This window comes from Bacteroides togonis, assembly GCF_900130135.1.
In the GTDB taxonomy this organism is placed as follows: Bacteria; Bacteroidota; Bacteroidia; order Bacteroidales; family Bacteroidaceae; genus Bacteroides; species Bacteroides pullorum.
In genome coordinates this window covers 551,555-570,753 of the sequence record NZ_LT670820.1, presented here as the reverse complement: position 1 = coordinate 570,753, position 19,199 = coordinate 551,555, and the positions used below count along the sequence as shown (strand labels likewise).

Below are 19,199 nucleotides of genomic sequence, written 5' to 3'. Positions count from 1 at the left end.
CGTATTATTTTGATGAGGAATCTGTTTGAACTTCTGTTTTATTTTCCGATTTTTCCTTTTTAGCTCTTAGTCTTTTTAGTTGTAAAAGTTTCCACTTTTTCCAGAATAGCAATTCATTCCACTTTTCAAAGTCTTTTTGGAATATGATACCTATGCCTTGAGTGGTAAGATTCGTTTGAGTATAATAGCGATCGTTTGTCTCATTATAAGCTTTGAGGCGTATTTCTCCGGAACGGGTAACAAGCCATTCAGCCTGGAAGTCTCCAACGAAGTTGGTGTTTGCCATCGGGTTTTCCCGATACCCGAAGTTTCCGTTTATAAGGAGGCGGTTGTTGAGTAGTTGTCCGGACAGCATTCCTTCAAACTCCATGTCAGTCCAGCCCTTTTCACCAGTACTGAAGTTGGTACCTACATTCCAATTGTTGTTGTCTATGATTTGCGACAGTGCATTATTCAATTGTCCTGAAAGTGTGGAAGACAGTACGCTGGACATCATATCTGAATTCTGCCCTGTTCCGAAGGTTTCCGAAGGATAGAATTTTCCGATGCTGAGCAAATACAATATCTGCATATTCATCTGTTCGTCGGTGGGGATATAGTTCCGCACCAGAGCTTCTATCTCATCGCGCTCGTTAGGCAGTTCCAAATCCAGCTTAATGGTGGGCGAAGTAAGGTGTCCACTCAGGTTCATCACGCAGTTTACTTTTACGTTGGTTTGATTGACGAAGTCGCTTGCATCAGAAATCAAATCGTTGAGCGATGCCGAATTGACTGTATAATTGGCCTGTATGTCCAGATTGGCATTAGCAGGATTTCCATTGAAGGTGATAGTACTTCCATCTTTGATAATGAAATCCTTGCGGATGACTTCCTGTAGGCTGAATTTATATATACCTTGGCTGATACGGTAATTCCCAAAGAGTTTGACGTCTCCTTTGTTGTAGAATTCCGTGCGGATATTACCTGTTCCTCGTCCACTAATGTAATCACCAGCTATCGGATCCATAATAATACGCATGGTTGCATCGGGGGTTGCGTCTATGATGAGATTAAGCCGGATATCGGTATCTATATCTTGTTCTTGCTCTTCTTTTTCTAGATCTTTTTGGGCTATTTCGTAAGTAGAAAGCAGAATATCATTTTGGACTGTGCGCCTTGGTGTTTTATCAACAAAATGGATGAACTGATTACTGGTTGCTGTAGTCACATTGTCTTTGATATAGGTAAAATTGGTATTCCGGTTGGTTGTCATAGCTACGTCAATGTTCACACCTTCTGCTGCGTTGCCGGCTATACTGGCATTTCCCGTGCCATAGACAGTGCCGTAAAACGGGAAATCAACAGATTCCTTGGTGTTCATAAGCAGCATATTATTTACATTGAAATTAAAACGATAGCTTAGATTCTTAAAATGAGTATAATGTAAGTAGCCATTCATGGTTCCTTGATTCCCATACATGTCAGAGATTCGGTTGCTTTTGAAGGTTAACCCGCCAGGTTCAATGTAGATGCTGTCTTTTACAAAAAAAGTTGTGTTTAGCACATCTACTTTCATGGAAGCGTCTCCATACACTTGCCCTTCCATTGTTAATGCCTTAAACTTTCCATAGAAATGTACATTCCCCTTGGCACGTCCTGCAAATTCAGGAGTGATGTCTTTCATATAATAATGTATGAACTTCAAGTTCGTGCCATCTGCTTCGATTTGTAAGTCGAGTGAACTGGTAGGTTTAATGGGGTAAATAAATCCATGAACATGTGTTCGTGCAATATCTGCTTCACGAATACGTGCATCCAAATAAATCCCTTTGATATCGTGATGCCATTCTCCATGTATATTGGCATCACCGAGTAGACCGTTGTTGATCCCTAAATTGCGAATAAACAGATCTGTGCTCATGACGGGCTTTTTGAAAACACCGGTTGCATATGCGGGTCCAGTGGCTTCACCCTGGAAATTGACTCCTAAATCAGCTATATCAAATACATATCCGATATTGATTTGTTGAAGGTCCAGATGTACTGTGTCTTCAGGCTGATCAGACAAGACTCCATTGATGCGAAGAAAACGTTTTTGATTGGTAAAATTGAAATTATGCACATACACCTTGCCCGAATCAAGTACAACTTGTGCTGGATGAATATTCCATAATGTGTCATTCAAAATGATGTCTGTAGGATGAATATCAACCACCATTTTTAGGGGAGACTGTTTTGGGAAATGGTTGCGTTTTGCTTGTCGACGAGGTAATTGAGCTTGTGTCTCTAGCTGTTGCCTCATAAAGCGGGCTGTACTGGAAAGTTGTCCACTGTAAGTGATTTTACTACTATTCCCCCAGTTTAATATGGTTTGAATGCTATCGTTTTTTGCTAACGCTTCTATGGCTAAGTTGACGGAACTTTCAGCTTTTCTATGAGTGAAACGGATACGGGCATGAAAATGATCGCTTGGATTTTCACACAAGATCAATCCGGATTCAATAAACTTATTGTTATACCGTAAATGCGGAAAATAGCCTTCCACACGCATACGCTGAGCTTTGTCATTGAAGTATCCTTTTAATGTGGAGTGGGTATAGACAGTAAGTGGAAGTCCAAAAACTTTTGAAAATAATTCTGTATTGTAGATATGCAGATCAAAACCAAAATTGTTTTCGGTATTGATCGTTTTTTGTGTATTGAGAGGCAGTAATGCAGGAATGTATTTATGCAGGATGTTCAAAAAGCTGGTTGGTAATGTATGATAGGAATAATCGCCAACGATACTTCCCCGCAAAAATGCGGAATGGATATCAAGTCGTTTGGATTCGGCTTGTTGTGTAGCTGTCAACTTGAAGTTATCCATCAAATATGATTGTTCTGGAGATATAAATTGCAGGCTGTCAATATTGATTTCACCATTCATTTCGTCGATGGAGCCACCTGTAAAGTCTGCCTTTAGTTTGACGGAAAATTCTGCATCCTTATATTTGGGTGTTAGGTTCAATGTATGAGGACGTACATGCTTGGCTTCAGCCAAGAAATTGAAAGTCGGTATTTTGCTGGCTATATTAATCGTTCCGTTTAGATTCAGGGAGGCATTTTCATCATCTAACACAATGCTGCCTGTAAAACCTCCTTGTTTGTATTCACCGTCTAAAGTTATGTTTTCATACGTATAGCCACTGTAGTCAAAGGAAGAGATGAGTCCTTTGGCTTCGATGGACGGATAGCTATGGGAGGTATGACGTCCCTGTACTCCCATGTTGAACGTTATTTTTCCCCATTTAGGATTGTCGGTCAGTTTTCCAAGTTCAAAATCGGATGTTGCCATGGAACCTGAATAGGATATTGATTCTTTTTCCTTGTCTGAACTGAATTTTATATCAGTGCTCAGGCTGCCAATATTGGTACGCAAGCGTCCGTAGGTAACTAAATCAGTGAAATAGCCGGATATTTCTCCCTGAAAGCTGATGGTACCCAATCGTTGAAGCATTGGGGGGACTCCTTTGTAGTTCTTACTGAAATTTTTGATAAAGAATGCAACTCCATCAGGATTAGCATGCAAATGAGACAAATTTCCAAATACGTAAGCATCTTGAAAATGAGATAAATCTTGAAACGAAACATCTCCTCTTAGCAAAAACTGCTTACCAGACGATATCATTAATCGTGGGCAATTCAGTTGGTCTATCGTACCGTTTACTTCTGCTTCTATCTGTAGTGAGTCTTTAAAAGATGAAAAAGCTGGTACAAATGCTGATAAATCGCATAAAGTGATATCCGATGGAAGCATATGACAAGAAAAACGAACGTTATGGACAAAATCTTCCATAGCTTTCAGGCTGTCATATTCCATGTGGATGGTATCCATTCGCAGATTGGTATGAGGCATCTCGATGCAAAAGCCTGCTATTTGCATTTTTTGCTCATTGCCAGTTATCTTTAGTCCCAGTTTGTCTAGTTTAAAGCCAGAAGAGTGTTCCTCAAGGCTCATTCGCTTGATAGATGCGTTGATGGAATCATTTTGAAGGGCTTTCAACGAAATGCTGGCAATGATATTGCGTAGGTTGATATGATTAACATTGAACTTTCCAGGAGTTTCTTTTTCCGACAAGACATTATATGAGACTCTCCCTCGACGAAGCAGGAGAGAATTGATTCTTAAATTGAGATTTGTCTGTTTTGGGACGGTATCTTTAGATGCAAATGTGTCGACTATAAACTGAAAATTCGGATCAGATTGCGGAGTGGCTTTCTCAAGGTTGGCAGTAAAGCCGAACAATTGAATGTTGTTGATGGAAATGCGTCCTTGAAAAAGTGGGAGAATATCGAATTTTGCAGAAAAACGTGTGACCTTAAGCATTTCCTTTCCTGAACGGTCGTCCAGCATAAGATCCTCGATGACGATGCGGTTCAGAAGTCCAAGATGGATACGTCCTAAAGTTAGTCTGGTGTCTAACAGGTTTTCTAATTCATCGGCTATAAACATAGACATTTTGCGCTGAATGTAGGGGATATTCAGCAACAATGCTATACCGATATAAGATATTATAATTATACCGATAATCCAACGTAATGTTTGTTTCAGTCCTTTGATAATATCGTTAATTTATATTTTGCCACACAAAAATATGAAATAATACATTATCCATACTACTTTTATCACTACTTTTGCAGAGCTTAAACGTAAATAAACACTATGAGTACAATAATATTAGGGATAGAAAGTTCGTGTGACGATACTTCGGCAGCTGTAATCAAAGATGGTTTCCTGTTATCGAATGTTGTGGCCAGTCAAGCTGTACACGAATCATACGGTGGGGTTGTGCCCGAATTGGCCTCTCGTGCCCATCAGCAAAACATTGTGCCGGTTGTACACGAGGCTTTGAAACGTGCGGGAGTAACCAAGGAAGAATTGAGTGCTGTTGCTTTTACCAGAGGACCCGGTCTGATGGGTTCATTGTTGGTCGGAGTGTCTTTTGCTAAAGGATTTGCACGTTCATTAGGAATACCGATGATAGATGTTAATCATTTGACTGGACATGTGTTAGCTCATTTCATTAAAGCAGAAGGTGAAGAGAATATACAACCTAATTTCCCATTCCTTTGCTTGCTGGTTTCAGGAGGAAACTCGCAAATCATTCTGGTAAGAGCCTATAATGATATGGAGATTCTGGGACAAACTATTGATGATGCTGCAGGTGAAGCAATTGATAAATGTTCAAAAGTAATGGGGTTGGGGTATCCAGGAGGACCCATTATCGATAAACTGGCACGCCAAGGCAATCCAAAAGCTTTTAGTTTCAGTAAGCCGCATATTCCTGGGCTAGATTATAGTTTTAGCGGACTGAAAACATCGTTTTTGTATTCCCTTCGCGATTGGATAAAAGATGACCCCGATTTCATAGAGCACCACAAAACCGATTTGGCAGCATCGCTGGAAGCGACTATTGTAGATATTTTGATGGACAAGCTCCGCAAGGCGGCCAAGCAGTATAATATTAAAGAAGTAGCTGTAGCTGGAGGCGTTTCGGCAAACAATGGCTTAAGAAATGCTTTCCGTGAACATGCTGAAAAGTATGGATGGAAAATCTTTATACCTAAATTCAGCTATACGACAGACAATGCTGCTATGATTGCTATTACAGGATACTTCAAGTATCAGGACAAGGATTTTTGCCCGATGGAAGCGCCTGCTTATTCGCGTGTTACTTTAAAATAAAATAATAGAAGAAAGGGGATTTTTGTGAAGGCAGAAGAGGAATTGGGCAATTTGCTCAAATCGAAAAAACTGTCCCTTTCCACCGCAGAAAGCTGTACGGGTGGAGGGGTCGCTGCTGCTATTACATCGGTGGCGGGTAGTTCAGAGTATTTCATGGGAGGTATTGTGGCCTATTCGAATGATGTGAAAATCAGCTTACTACATGTCTCTTCTGAGACTCTGGAAAAATACGGAGCGGTTAGTCGGGAAACGGTTATGGAAATGGCCGCAGGAGCGATGAATACGTTGAAAACAGATTGCGCTATCGCAACTTCGGGCATTGCAGGGCCGGGAGGTGGAAGTCTGGAAAAACCTGTAGGGACAATTTGGATAGCGGTTGCCTATAAAAATGAAATTGTGACTGTCATGCAAACAGGGGATAACGGCCGGGTAAAAAATGTGCAGAATGCAATACAAAACGCCATGGATCTGCTTATTGAAATTTTGAAATAGCGAAAAAATGCTATTATACAATGAATTATTTCCTGAAAAGCTTGTTTGTTAACGATAAAAGTGCTTACTTTGCGCTCTGTTTGAAATAAGTATAGGTAAAAACTATAAAAATAGAGATAGAAATGTCGAAGATTTGTCAAATTACCGGAAAGAAGGCCATGATTGGCAACAATGTTTCACACTCAAAGAGAAGAACCAAAAGAACCTTTGATTTGAACTTGTTTAACAAGAAATTCTACTATGTAGAACAAGATTGCTGGATTAGCTTGAGCTTGTGTGCTGCTGGTCTGCGCATTATCAACAAGAAAGGACTGGACGCTGCCTTGAATGATGCTGTAGCTAAAGGTTATTGTGATTGGAAAACCATTAAAGTAATTGGTTAAAAAAGAGGAGATTTAGAATATGGCAAAGAAAGCTAAAGGTAACAGAGTGCAGGTAATTCTGGAATGCACAGAACACAAAGATAGTGGTATGCCGGGTACTTCTCGTTATATCACGACGAAGAACAGAAAGAACACCACTGAGAGATTGGAACTGAAGAAGTACAATCCTATCTTGAAGAGAGTGACAGTACACAAAGAAATCAAATAATACGTATAACCCATGGCAAAGAAAACAGTAGCAAGTTTGCACGAAGGTTCTAAAGAAGGTCGTGCTTATACAAAGGTTATCAAGATGGTTAAGTCGCCTAAGACTGGTGCTTACATCTTTGATGAGCAAATGGTTCCTAATGAAAAGGTTCAAGACTTTTTCAAAAAATAAGATTCTGAGTAATCACTTTTGATAAAAATCCTCTTGTCAGCCAGTCTGTCAAGAGGATTTCTTTTTGTAGACCAATTGTTAATCGTTTTTTTTCACTATCTTTGTGCAATAATGCATTATAATAAAGTATATGGGATTCTTTAGTTTTTTTTCAAAAGAGAAAAAGGAAACATTGGATAAAGGTTTGTCCAAAACCAAAGAAAGTTTTTTTGGAAAGATAGCACGTGTTATAGCTGGAAAAACGAAAGTAGATGACGAAGTGCTGGATAACCTTGAAGAAATACTTATCACTTCGGATGTTGGTGTAGAGACTACACTCAAAATCATTGAAAGGATAGAGAAGAGGGCTGCATCTGAAAAATACATGAATACACAGGAACTGAACCATATCCTGCGTGATGAAATTTCGATGCTGCTTACAGAAAATAATACAGATGATGCCAATGACTTTGATGCACCTATTGCAAAGAAGCCATACGTAATTATGGTGGTAGGTGTAAATGGAGTGGGAAAGACGACTACGATCGGAAAACTGGCTTATCAGTTCAAGAAAGCCGGAAAATCTGTTTATCTAGGAGCAGCCGATACGTTCCGTGCTGCAGCTGTTGAGCAGCTTGTGATATGGGGTGAAAGGGTTGGCGTTCCTGTTATCAAGCAGAAAATGGGCTCTGATCCAGCTTCTGTAGCCTTTGATACATTAAAGTCTGCTATGGCCAATGATGCTGATGTGGTTATCATTGATACTGCAGGACGACTGCATAACAAGGTGGGCTTAATGAACGAATTGACGAAGATAAAGAACGTCATGAAGAAGATAAATCCAGATGTTCCCAATGAAGTATTGTTAGTATTGGATGGCTCTACCGGTCAAAATGCTTTTGAGCAAGCCAAGCAGTTTACTCTGGCAACAGAAGTGACGGCTATGGCGGTAACCAAGTTGGACGGAACAGCCAAAGGTGGAGTTGTTATTGGCATATCTGATCAGTTCAAGATACCGGTAAAATATATCGGATTGGGTGAAGGAATGGAAGACTTGCAAGTTTTCAATAGAAGAGAGTTCGTAGATTCGTTGTTTGGTGAGAACAGATGAAAAAGAATACAATAGACATCATTACTTTAGGTTGCTCTAAAAATCTGGTTGATTCAGAACATTTAATGCGCCAGCTTGAGGAAGCTGGTTATCACGTAACCCATGACGCAGAACGTCCTCAAGGGGAAATTGCAGTTATCAATACATGTGGCTTCATTGGTGATGCCAAAGAGGAGTCCATCAACATGATTTTGGAATTTGCTCAGGCAAAAGAAGAGGGATTGCTCAAGAAACTCTATGTCATGGGATGTCTTTCCGAACGCTATCTGAAGGAACTGGCTATTGAAATTCCTCAAGTGGACAAATTCTACGGTAAATTCAACTGGAAAGAACTCTTGCATGATTTAGGAAAGAATTATCAGGAAGAACTTCACAATGAACGAGTTCTTACAACTCCCGCTCATTACGCTTATCTGAAAATATCTGAAGGATGTGATCGGAAGTGTTCCTATTGTGCTATTCCTATCATCACAGGGCGTCACGTTTCACGGCCGATGGAAGAAATATTGCAGGAGGTTCGGTATCTGGTCGATCGTGGCGTAAAAGAATTTCAGATCATTGCACAGGAATTGACCTATTATGGTGTGGATCTGTATCATAAACAAATGCTTCCGGAATTAGTGGAGCGTATCGCTGACATACCTGGAGTAGAGTGGATACGGTTACATTATGCCTATCCGGCACATTTCCCGACTGACCTCTTCCGCGTAATGCGTGAACGTCCCAATGTGTGTAAATATATGGACATTGCCTTGCAGCATATTAGTGACAACATGTTGCAAAAGATGCGCAGGCATGTTACCAAAGAACAGACTTATCAATTGATAGAAAACTTCCGAAAAGAAGTACCGGGTATTCATTTACGCACTACTCTGATGGTAGGTCATCCTGGAGAAACGGAAGCGGATTTTGAAGAGTTGAAGGAGTTTGTGCGTAAGGTTCGTTTCGATCGAATGGGAGCTTTTGCATACTCGGAAGAAGAGGGAACTTTTGCAGCCAATAATTACGAAGACAACATTTCTCAGGAAGTAAAACAAGTACGTTTGGATGAATTGATGGCTATTCAGCAGGAGATTTCATCAGAACTTAGTGCAGCAAAAATTGGTCGACAGATGAAAGTCATTATCGATCGTGTAGAAGGCGATTACTATATAGGGCGTACTGAGTTTGACTCTCCTGAAGTGGATCCGGAAGTATTGATTGAAAGAAACGGAAAACAACTGATTATCGGTAATTTTTATCAGGTAGAGATTGTAAATTCCGATGATTTCGACCTTTATGGACGCATTATCTAAAGTTTTTTCAAAAACATATTGCTCATGTGACGGAATTTTGCTAATATAGCATCCGTAAAATATAAAACAGAAAAAGACGAGTGAACAATAAAGATTTTACGTCAGAGTTATCAAAAAGGCTGGGATATACCTTGAAAGACACTTCGGAATTAATATCTTCCTTACTTTCTGGCATGACTCAACAGCTGGAAGAAGGAAACGTTGTGGCTATTCAAGGATTTGGAACTTTTGAAGTAAGGAAAAAAGCAGAGCGTATTTCTGTGAGCCCTACAACCAAGCAACGCATGCTGGTTCCTCCTAAGTTGGTACTTACATACCGGCCTAGTACTCTGTTGAAAGAAAAGTTTAAATAAAATCTTCCTCTAGACCTTGGGTGATTTGCTGCTATGAATGAAAAAGTGAACATACAGAACTTGATAGAACTGCTTGTTGAAAAGCATCGTATTACTCCCAAAGAAGCGGAGGAATTCGTAAAGACTTTCTTTGCAGTAATAGAGGAAGGGCTGGAGCAAGACAAGTATGTTAAAATAAAAGGATTGGGTACGTTCAAGCTGATTGGTGTCGAAAGTCGTGGAAGCATCGATGTCAATACTGGAGAACGAATCGAGATACAAGGGCATACAAAAGTCTCCTTTACGCCTGATTCAGCACTTAAAGAATTAATAAACAGGCCGTTTGGACATTTTGAAACTGTAATCTTAAATGAGAATACTGTCTTGGAAGATACACCGATAGAAAAGGCTGGCGAGGATGAGTTAGAAGATGTTTCTATTGGGCAAAATGTCGCAGATGAGTTGGATACGATATCGGAAATTCCTTCTGAGCCTGCTTCTCCACTCATTGAATCGGTTATTGCGACTGAAAAAGTTGCTAAGGAAGAGGATGCTGATGAACAACAGGAAGAGGAAGGCAAAATCTCTACAACAGAAGAAACACTGAAAAACTCGCAACAAAAGGAGGATACGTATGAGGGCGTTCTGCAGCAAACGGATATAAAGGAAAATAAGGATAATGGTTTGAAATGGTTTATGATTGCACTGGCATGTGTTCTCTTGGCTTGTGCAGGCATTGTTTTCTATCTTTATTATCCCGATTTGCAAGAGGAATCGATCCCAGTATCGTCTGAGGGGGAATACACTTATTCAACTGTTACAATGGGTTTACAGCAGGATTCTATCCAGGAAGACTCTTTCAAAAGAACCGAAGATACACTTCGAATTCCACAACCGACTATTGCAGAGGAAAATCCAGCTTCAAGACAGCAAGTGGAGAAAAAAGTTGTTCCTGAGGAGCCTCAAAAAGTTGTCAAAAAAGCAACAGTCAAGTCGCAGCCTGTAAATCCGGATTCTGTTAATTATGAAATAGTGGGGACAGAGACGACATATACAGTAAAAGAAGGAGAAACGTTGACACGGATTTCTTTACGGTTTTACGGAACAAAGGCTTTATGGCCTTACATTGTGAAGCATAATGCAGATGTGTTGAAGAATCCGAATAATGTGACTTCTGGTACCACACTTAAAATTCCGAAATTGATCAAAAAACAGTAACGATAGGCAAACTATATGTCCATTATAGTTTCTGTAAACATCAACTTTAGCCTTGTAAAGTGCCACTTTAGAAAACTAAAGAGGAACTTTATGTAGCTAAAACAAGGACTTTGTTTGTTCTTTTGGGAAGCATTGTTTTGACATCCTACAATATCTTTTTCTGTGAAAGGAACTCTTTCATGTCATCTTTCAAAGTGAAAGATACTGGTATACTTTGCAAATACCTATCTAAAATCAGATTTGGTATCAATTCTTTCATGCTTTCAATTTCAGTATAAGTACTTATGAAATAACGAGATGCGGTGAAATCAAAGTTTCACGGTATATGATGGCCGGGAACTTTTCTACAGATACGTTATCATTCCAAAAATTGTTGAAAGGAAGGGCGTAAATATTTGATGCGGGAGTGAATTTAGTTTAATCTAAAGGTTTGGCCTCTATTTTTAATAAAAATTAGTTGGTATGGTTAATGAATTTCCTGTACTTTTGGGGAGCAAAAAAAGAAAGGCTTGCGCCGATGCAATAAAAACAGAAAAATAGAACTTAAAAAATATTGATTTATGGCTGAAACTATTGATATCCGTGAACTGAATGAGCGGATTGAAAGACAAAGTGCTTTCATTACCAATCTGACTGCTGGAATGGACCAGGTCATCGTAGGACAAAAACATTTGGTAGAATCTTTGTTGATCGGTTTGCTTTCCGACGGACATGTATTATTGGAAGGTGTGCCGGGCTTGGCGAAGACTTTGGCGATCAAGACACTGGCTTCTTTGATCGATGCCAAATACAGCCGTATCCAGTTTACACCGGACTTGTTGCCGGCCGATGTTATCGGTACCATGGTTTATAGTCAAAAGGACGAGAGTTTTCAGGTAAAGAAAGGTCCCGTTTTTGCCAATTTTGTATTGGCTGATGAAATTAACCGTGCTCCTGCCAAGGTACAGAGTGCATTGCTCGAGGCGATGCAGGAGCGCCAAGTGACTATCGGAAAAGAAACATTCAGGTTGCCCGAACCTTTCCTGGTAATGGCAACTCAAAATCCGATTGAGCAGGAAGGTACTTACCCGCTTCCCGAAGCTCAGGTGGACCGTTTTATGTTGAAGGTCATCATTGATTATCCGAAACTGGAAGAAGAAAAGTTGATTATCCGTCAGAATATAAACGGAGAAAAAGCAAACGTACGTCCTATTCTGAAGGCTGAAGAAATTATCGAAGCACGTAAGGTGGTACGTCAGGTGTATTTGGATGAGAAAATCGAAAAATACATTGTAGATATTGTTTTCGCAACCCGTTATCCTGAAAAATATGATCTGAAGGATTTGAAGGAGATGATAGGATTCGGCGGCTCTCCACGTGCTTCCATCAATTTGGCACTGGCTGCACGCAGTTATGCTTTCATCAAACGTCGTGGTTACGTTATTCCTGAAGATGTGCGTGCCGTTGCTCATGACGTATTGCGTCATCGTATCGGTCTGACTTACGAGGCTGAAGCCAGCAACTTGACTTCGGATGAGATTGTAAGTCGCATCCTGAACAAGGTAGAAGTGCCTTGATGCATCAACAAAAGGGATATTCCGCGGTAAGCGGAAATATTTCTGAAAAGTTGTAGATTATAATTGGTATATTTAAGTCCCTTGTATGCGGGACTCTGATAGTTTATTTTTGAAACTTGCAGATGGAAACCACTGAACTATTAAAGAAAGTTCGCCAAATAGAAATTAAAACACACGGCTTGTCCAGCAATATTTTTGCAGGACAATACCATTCGGCCTTCAAGGGTAGGGGAATGGCTTTTTCCGAAGTGCGCGAATATCAGTTTGGCGATGACATTCGTGATATCGACTGGAATGTAACGGCACGTTTTAATAAACCTTATGTTAAGGTCTTCGAAGAAGAACGTGAATTGACGGTGATGTTGCTGGTCGATGTTTCCGGTAGTTTGGAATTTGGTACGGTGAAGCAGATGAAGAAGGATATGGTGACCGAAATTGCTGCCACATTGGCTTTTTCGGCCATTCAGAACAATGATAAGATTGGAGTCATCTTTTTCTCTGACCGGATAGAAAAATTCATTCCTCCCAAGAAGGGACGTAAGCACATCTTGTATATCATCAGAGAATTGATTGATTTCCATGCAGAAAGTCGACGTACGAATATTCGTATGGGGCTGGAATACCTGACAAATGTCATGAAACGTCGGTGCACGGCTTTTGTCCTTTCTGATTTCATCGACCAGGAGAGTTTCAAGAATGCTATGACCATTGCCAACCGCAAGCATGACGTGGTGGCCATACAGGTGTATGACCGACGTGTGGAAGAACTTCCGGCCATCGGCCTGATGAAAATAAAGGATGCTGAAACGGGGCACGAGCAGTGGATAGATACGTCATCGCGTGCAGTGCGCAAAGCTCATCACGAATGGTGGGTGAATAAGCAGGCTGAACTGAATGAAACATTTACTAAAAGTAATGTGGACAATGTTTCAGTGCGTACCGACCAAGACTATGTGAAAGCCTTGATGACACTGTTTGCAAAGAGGAACTGATGTCGTAAAGAAAAGATCGTTTGAATGATGAAAAGATATTTGTTTTCTATAGCTCTGGCACTGATTTTTATGGGTAAAGGGTATGCTCAATCCGTAACGGTGGATGCGAGTATCGACTCTTTGCAAATATTGATTGGTGAGCAGGCAAAAATTAAACTGGAAGTGTCGCTTGACGCCAACAAACGGGCCATATTTCCGGCATACAGAGATACGCTGGTACGTGGAGTGGAAATCGTTGATGTGGCAAAACCCGATACACAGCTGTTGAACGACGGGAAGCGTACCTTGATTACTCAGGAATATACCATCACGTCTTTCGATTCTGCACTTTATTATCTCCCACCGATGGAAGTCTTGGTAGACAATAAACCCTACCGGTCAAAGGCATTGGCACTGAAAGTCTATTCTATTCCTGTGGATACGTTGCATCCTGACCAGTTTTTTGGTCCTAAAACAGTGATGAACGCTCCTTTTGTGTGGGCAGACTGGTATTTGTTTATAGCTTGCGTACTGTTGCTGGCTCCCTTCTTGTTGGCTGCCATCTATCTGGTGAAGCGAATTCGCGACAACAAGCCCATTATCCGTAAAGTGAAAGTGGAGCCCAAGTTACCGCCACACCAAGTAGCTATGCAGGAAATTGAGCGCATCAAACAAGAGAAAGTATGGCAGAAAGGACAACCGAAGGAGTACTATACGGAATTAACAGACACTCTTCGCACCTATATCAAAGAGCGTTTTGGTTTCAATGCGTTAGAAATGACTTCCACTGAGATTATCGAAAAGTTGTTGGAAACAAATGATAAAGAGGCTTTATCTGATCTGCGCATATTATTTCAGACAGCCGATTTGGTGAAATTTGCCAAACACAATCCGCTGATGAATGAAAATGATGCTAACCTGATTAATGCGGTAGATTTCATTAATGAGACCAAAGAGAAAGAAGACGAAAACGCTAAACCGCAACCTACCGAAATAACGATTGTAGAGAAGCGTTCCCTGCAAACTAAAATTTTATTGGGAGTGGGAGCTGTCCTGGCTGCTGCAGCCTTTATTTGGGCAGTAGTCTATATATGTAAAGAGTTGTATAATTACTTTGCTTAAAACGTAGAAACAATGGTTTTTGCTAATATTGAATATCTATTTCTATTGCTTTTGCTTATACCTTATATAGTATGGTATATCATGAAGCGCAGAAATAACGAGGCAACCCTTCAGATTTCTGATGCACGTGTTTATGCCCATACTCCTAAAAGTTATAAGAACTATCTGCTTCATGCACCGTTTGTTCTGCGTATCATCAGTTTGGTACTGCTTATTTTGGTATTGGCACGTCCTCAGACTACGGACAGCTGGCAAAATAGTGAGATAGAAGGTATAGACATCATGATGGCTGTCGACGTTTCTACCAGTATGCTGGCAGAAGATTTGAAACCTAACCGATTGGAGGCAGCGAAAGATGTGGCTGCTCAGTTTATCAATGGTCGCCCCAATGATAATATCGGTATCACACTCTTTGCAGGTGAGAGTTTCACACAATGTCCACTGACAGTAGACCATGCAGTATTGCTGAATTTGATAAAGGACATCAAATGTGGTGTGATTGAGGATGGTACAGCTGTGGGCATGGGTATAGCCAATGCGGTTACCCGACTGAAAGACAGCAAGGCTAAGTCCAAAGTCATCATCCTTCTTACTGATGGAACGAACAACAGGGGAGACATCTCGCCTCTGACGGCAGCCGAGATAGCCAAGAGCTTCGGTATTCGCGTTTATACCATTGGTGTGGGTACAAACGGAATGGCTCCCTATCCTTATCCGGTAGGAGGTACGGTACAGTATGTCAATATGCCTGTAGAGATAGACGAGAAGACTTTGACGCAAATAGCAGGCACTACAGACGGTAACTATTTTCGTGCTACAAGCAATTCCAAGCTGAAAGAGGTATATGAAGAAATCGACAAATTGGAGAAAACCAAACTCAGTGTCAAGGAGTTCAGTAAGCGACAGGAAGAATATCGCTGGTTTGCTCTAGGTGCATTCTTGTGTGTATTGCTTGAAGTGCTGTTACGCAATACTATTCTGAAAAAAATTCCATAATAGTTGGAAGGGAACAGCAAGTGTATATGAAGTATAATTTGTAATTAGAGTATATAAAGATATGTTTCGCTTTGAAGAACCTGCATATTTATATTTGCTGATACTGTTGCCATTGTTGATTGCATTTTATTTGTATTCCAACTATCGCAGACGTAAGGAAATCCAGAAATTTGGCGATCCGATATTGATGGCCCAGTTAATGCCGGATGTTTCACGATATCGTCCTGATGTAAAGTTTTGGTTTGTATGGGTTGCTATTGGCTTTTTTTCTGTATTGCTGGCCCGCCCTCAGTTCGGATCAAAACTTGAAACAGTCAAGAGACAAGGCGTAGAAGTGATGGTAGCGTTGGATATCTCAAATTCAATGTTGGCACAAGACGTGCAGCCTAGCCGATTGGAAAAGGCTAAACGATTGATGGCTCGACTCGTGGACAAGATGCAGAATGACAAAGTGGGGATGATTGTGTTTGCAGGTGATGCCTTTACTCAACTTCCTATCACGAATGATTATATTTCGGCCAAGATGTTTTTGGAAACAATTGATCCTTCATTAATATCCAAGCAAGGAACTGCTATCGGAACTGCAATCAATTTGGCCACTCGCAGTTTTACACCTCAGGAAGGTGTAGGTCGTGCCATTATTTTGATTACCGATGGTGAAAACCATGAAGGTGGGGCCATGGAAGCTGTTAAGGCTGCTACGGAAAAAGGTATTCAGGTCAATGTGTTGGGAGTTGGTTTACCAGATGGAGCTCCTATTCCTGTGGAGGGAACCAATGACTATCGCCGCGACCGTGAAGGTAACGTTATCGTGACGCGCCTGAACGAACAGATGTGTCAGGAAATAGCCAAGACGGGTAATGGCATTTATGTTCGTGTGGATAATACGAATAATGCGCAAAAAGCAATTATCAGTGAGATAGACAAGATGGCCAAGGCGGATGTGGAAACCAAGGTTTACACTGAGTATAATGAACAGTTTCAAGCAGTGGCATGGATTATTTTAATTCTTCTGTTGGCTGAAATGCTGATATTGGAACGTAAGAATCCACTGTTCCGCAATATCCATTTATTTTCAACTAAGAAAAAGGAGCAATGAGTATGTGTTATCAGAAATATATAGGTTTGTTTTTTCTGTTAATAGCAGCTACGACCGTACATGCACAAAAAGCAGAGCGTGATCTCATACGAAAAGGGAATCGTATGTATAACGACAGTGTGTATGAAAATGCTGAAGTTAATTACAGGAAAGCTTTGGAGATTAATCCGAAATCAACTGTTGCCATGTACAATTTGGCAAATACGCTGATGCAACAGAATAAACTGCAGGAGGCTATGGAGCAATTTGCCGGTGCAGCCAAAGTGGAAAAAGAGAAACCTAATCTGGCACAGATTTACCATAATATGGGTGTCATTTTCCAATCACAGAAAGATTATGCAAAGGCAATAGAGGCATATAAAGAATCGCTTCGTAATAATCCGAAGGATGATGAGACACGTTATAATCTGGCTTTGGCGCAGAAATTGCTGAAAGATCAACAACAAGATCAGCAAAATCAGGATAATCAGCAAAACCAACAGAAGCAGGAAGAGAAGCAAGATCAGCAACAAAATCAGCAACAGAATCAAAATAATGATCAACAGCAGGAACCTCCTCAGCAACAGAAACAGGACAATCAGATGTCTAAGGAGAATGCTGAACAGTTGTTGAACTCCGTAATGCTGGATGAGAAAGACGTACAAGATAAAGTGAAAAAACAACAGCAGGTTATCAAAGGTAATCGCTTGGAGAAAGATTGGTAAATTAAATAACAACAAATAATATATGAGAAAAATTGTTTTCTTATGGATGGCATTGTTTGCCACGGCTTTGTGCAGTTATGCCGATGACAAAGTGACATTCACAGCATCAGCAGCTCCTGATGTTGTAGCTGTGGGAGATCAACTCAGGCTATCATATACAGTAAACACGCAAAAGGTGAAAGATTTTCGAGTTCCGTCTATCAAAGGATTTGATGTACTGATGGGACCTAGCCGTTCCTATAGCAGACAAAATTTTAATGGGAATGTTACGGAAAATCTTACCTATACTTATATTTTATTGGCCAAGGCAGAGGGCGAATATACGATTCCTGGTGCTACACTTTCGGTGGGAAAGGATCAATACTTATCCAATTCTGTGAAGATCAAAGTGTTGCCAGCTGACCAATCGTCGAATGCACAAGGTGCAGGAAGTGGACAAGGAGGAAGAAGCTCATCTTCATCAAGCGGTACTTCTATTTCCAATAACGATTTGTTCATTACGGCTACACTTAGCAAGACTAATGTTTATGAACAGGAAGCCATTCTGTTGACATATAAAATATATACAGTAGTTGATCTTCGTGGATTTGATAATGTAAAGCTCCCTGATTTTAAAGGATTTCATTCTCAAGAGGTAGAATTACCCAATGACAGACGGTGGGGATTAGAACATTATAAAGGCCGCAATTATCACTCAACAATCTATCGTCAGTTTGTGCTTTTCCCACAACAGTCCGGAAAATTGACTATTGATGCAGCTCGATTTGATGCTTCGGTTGAGAAAATGGAAGAAGTCGTTGATCCATTTGAAGCTTTCTTCAATGGAGGTGGCGGAAGTATACAGATAAAGAAAACTTTGATGACTCCCAAACTGACGGTTGATGTCAAATCTTTGCCGGCTGGTAAACCGACAGACTTTAGCGGAGGAGTAGGAGAGTTTACTATATCTTCTTCTATCAACAGCACGGATGTGAAGACGAACGATGCCATTACGATAAAGCTTGTCATTTCTGGAACAGGAAATCTGAAATTGGTATCAGATCCGGAAGTCAAGTTTCCCGAAGATTTTGAAGTATATGATCCAAAAGTTGACAACAAGTTCCGTCTGACCAATGCCGGCCTGTCCGGAAATAAAGTGATAGAATACTTGGCCATTCCACGTAATGCAGGAACCTATAAGATTCCTCCTATCAAGTTTAGCTATTTTGATATCAAGTCACGTTCGTACAAGACTTTGACCACTGAAGAATATGTCGTTCAAGTAGCTAAAGGTGCAGGAAATGCAACGCAGACTATTGCAAACTTTACCAATAAGGAAGATCTGAAAGTACTGAATGAGGATATCCGCTTTATCAAGCAGAATGATGTGAAACTAATGCCCAAAGGAGAATATTTCTATGGCTCGACAACCTATTGGTTATTCTATCTTATTCCTGGCATTTTGTTTATCACTTGTTTTGTCCTTTACCGTAAGCAGATTGCAGCAAACGCCAATGTGGCAAGAGTTCGTACGAAGAAAGCCAATAAAGTGGCAGTGAAACGCATGAAACAAGCTGAAAAATTGCTTGCCGCTAATAAAAAGGATGAATTCTATGATGAGGTACTGAAAGCTTTGTGGGGTTATATTAGTGATAAACTTAATATTCCAGTTTCGCGCTTGTCTAAAGACAACATTGAAGAAGAATTGCTCAAATACGGCGTATCTGACGATTTGATAAAGGAATTCCTCAATGCATTGAACAGCTGTGAATTTGCCCGCTTTGCTCCAGGAGATGCCAATCAGGCTATGGATAAGGTCTATACAGAATCATTTGAAGTGATCAGTAAAATGGAAAATTCAATCAAACATTAAAAAGAG

Annotated in this window: 17 protein-coding genes; 16 read left to right on the top strand and 1 reads right to left on the bottom strand. The window is 40.5% G+C overall.

Annotated elements, in window-relative coordinates; all coding sequences use genetic code 11:
- Positions 1–4: 4 nt before the first annotated feature.
- Positions 5–4,477 carry a translocation/assembly module TamB domain-containing protein gene (locus BQ8005_RS02560; protein WP_075316936.1) on the bottom strand — a complete coding sequence of 1,491 codons (4,473 nt, stop codon included), beginning with the start codon at positions 4,475–4,477 and terminating at the stop codon, positions 5–7.
- A gap of 204 nt (positions 4,478–4,681) precedes the next feature.
- Here BQ8005_RS02560 and tsaD point away from each other — a divergent pair, with 204 nt between their 5' ends.
- From tsaD to BQ8005_RS02480, 16 genes are all read left to right on the top strand, one after another.
- Entirely contained in the window at positions 4,682–5,704 is a 1,023-nt protein-coding gene (gene tsaD / locus BQ8005_RS02555) for a tRNA (adenosine(37)-N6)-threonylcarbamoyltransferase complex transferase subunit TsaD (RefSeq protein WP_021846298.1), read from the top strand.
- 24 nt (positions 5,705–5,728) lie between these two features.
- Positions 5,729–6,196, top strand: coding sequence for a CinA family protein (locus BQ8005_RS02550; protein ID WP_075316935.1), 468 nt, complete (start codon positions 5,729–5,731; stop codon positions 6,194–6,196).
- A gap of 122 nt (positions 6,197–6,318) precedes the next feature.
- Complete coding sequence (rpmB, locus tag BQ8005_RS02545) at positions 6,319–6,579, top strand: 50S ribosomal protein L28 (protein WP_002560154.1); 261 nt, start codon at positions 6,319–6,321, stop codon at positions 6,577–6,579.
- A 19-nt stretch (positions 6,580–6,598) separates the two neighbouring features.
- Positions 6,599–6,787 (top strand): 50S ribosomal protein L33, encoded by a 189-nt coding sequence (rpmG, locus tag BQ8005_RS02540; protein WP_002560155.1) that lies wholly within the window; start codon positions 6,599–6,601, stop codon positions 6,785–6,787.
- Between the two features lie 12 nt (positions 6,788–6,799).
- Positions 6,800–6,958: a DUF4295 domain-containing protein gene (locus BQ8005_RS02535; protein ID WP_005777897.1), complete on the top strand. Its 159-nt coding sequence runs from the start codon at positions 6,800–6,802 to the stop codon at positions 6,956–6,958.
- 130 nt (positions 6,959–7,088) lie between these two features.
- Entirely contained in the window at positions 7,089–8,048 is a 960-nt protein-coding gene (ftsY, locus tag BQ8005_RS02530; RefSeq protein WP_021846301.1) for a signal recognition particle-docking protein FtsY, read from the top strand.
- Entirely contained in the window at positions 8,045–9,343 is a 1,299-nt protein-coding gene (gene rimO, locus BQ8005_RS02525) for a 30S ribosomal protein S12 methylthiotransferase RimO (protein ID WP_075316934.1), read from the top strand. Before ftsY ends, rimO begins: the two co-directional genes overlap by 4 nt.
- 80 nt (positions 9,344–9,423) lie before the next feature.
- A complete protein-coding gene (locus BQ8005_RS02520; protein WP_021846303.1) occupies positions 9,424–9,696 on the top strand; it encodes an HU family DNA-binding protein in 273 nt (90 codons plus the stop codon).
- A gap of 33 nt (positions 9,697–9,729) precedes the next feature.
- Positions 9,730–10,893: an HU family DNA-binding protein gene (locus BQ8005_RS02515; protein WP_075316933.1), complete on the top strand. Its 1,164-nt coding sequence runs from the start codon at positions 9,730–9,732 to the stop codon at positions 10,891–10,893.
- A gap of 560 nt (positions 10,894–11,453) precedes the next feature.
- Positions 11,454–12,449, top strand: coding sequence for an AAA family ATPase (locus BQ8005_RS02510; protein WP_021846307.1), 996 nt, complete (start codon positions 11,454–11,456; stop codon positions 12,447–12,449).
- Between the two features lie 122 nt (positions 12,450–12,571).
- The gene (locus BQ8005_RS02505) at positions 12,572–13,441 is read left to right on the top strand and encodes a DUF58 domain-containing protein (RefSeq protein ID WP_021846308.1); all 870 of its coding nucleotides are present in this window, start codon (positions 12,572–12,574) and stop codon (positions 13,439–13,441) included.
- A 27-nt stretch (positions 13,442–13,468) separates the two neighbouring features.
- On the top strand, positions 13,469–14,542 hold the full coding sequence (locus BQ8005_RS02500) for a hypothetical protein (protein WP_075316932.1): 1,074 nt from the start codon (positions 13,469–13,471) through the stop codon (positions 14,540–14,542).
- A 12-nt stretch (positions 14,543–14,554) separates the two neighbouring features.
- A complete protein-coding gene (locus tag BQ8005_RS02495; RefSeq protein WP_021846310.1) occupies positions 14,555–15,538 on the top strand; it encodes a vWA domain-containing protein in 984 nt (327 codons plus the stop codon).
- 61 nt (positions 15,539–15,599) lie between these two features.
- On the top strand, positions 15,600–16,637 hold the full coding sequence (locus BQ8005_RS02490; protein ID WP_075316931.1) for a vWA domain-containing protein: 1,038 nt from the start codon (positions 15,600–15,602) through the stop codon (positions 16,635–16,637).
- A gap of 2 nt (positions 16,638–16,639) precedes the next feature.
- Positions 16,640–17,341 carry a tetratricopeptide repeat protein gene (locus BQ8005_RS02485; protein ID WP_075316930.1) on the top strand — a complete coding sequence of 234 codons (702 nt, stop codon included), beginning with the start codon at positions 16,640–16,642 and terminating at the stop codon, positions 17,339–17,341.
- 22 nt (positions 17,342–17,363) lie between these two features.
- Positions 17,364–19,193 carry a BatD family protein gene (locus tag BQ8005_RS02480; protein WP_075316929.1) on the top strand — a complete coding sequence of 610 codons (1,830 nt, stop codon included), beginning with the start codon at positions 17,364–17,366 and terminating at the stop codon, positions 19,191–19,193.
- Positions 19,194–19,199 lie beyond the last annotated feature (6 nt).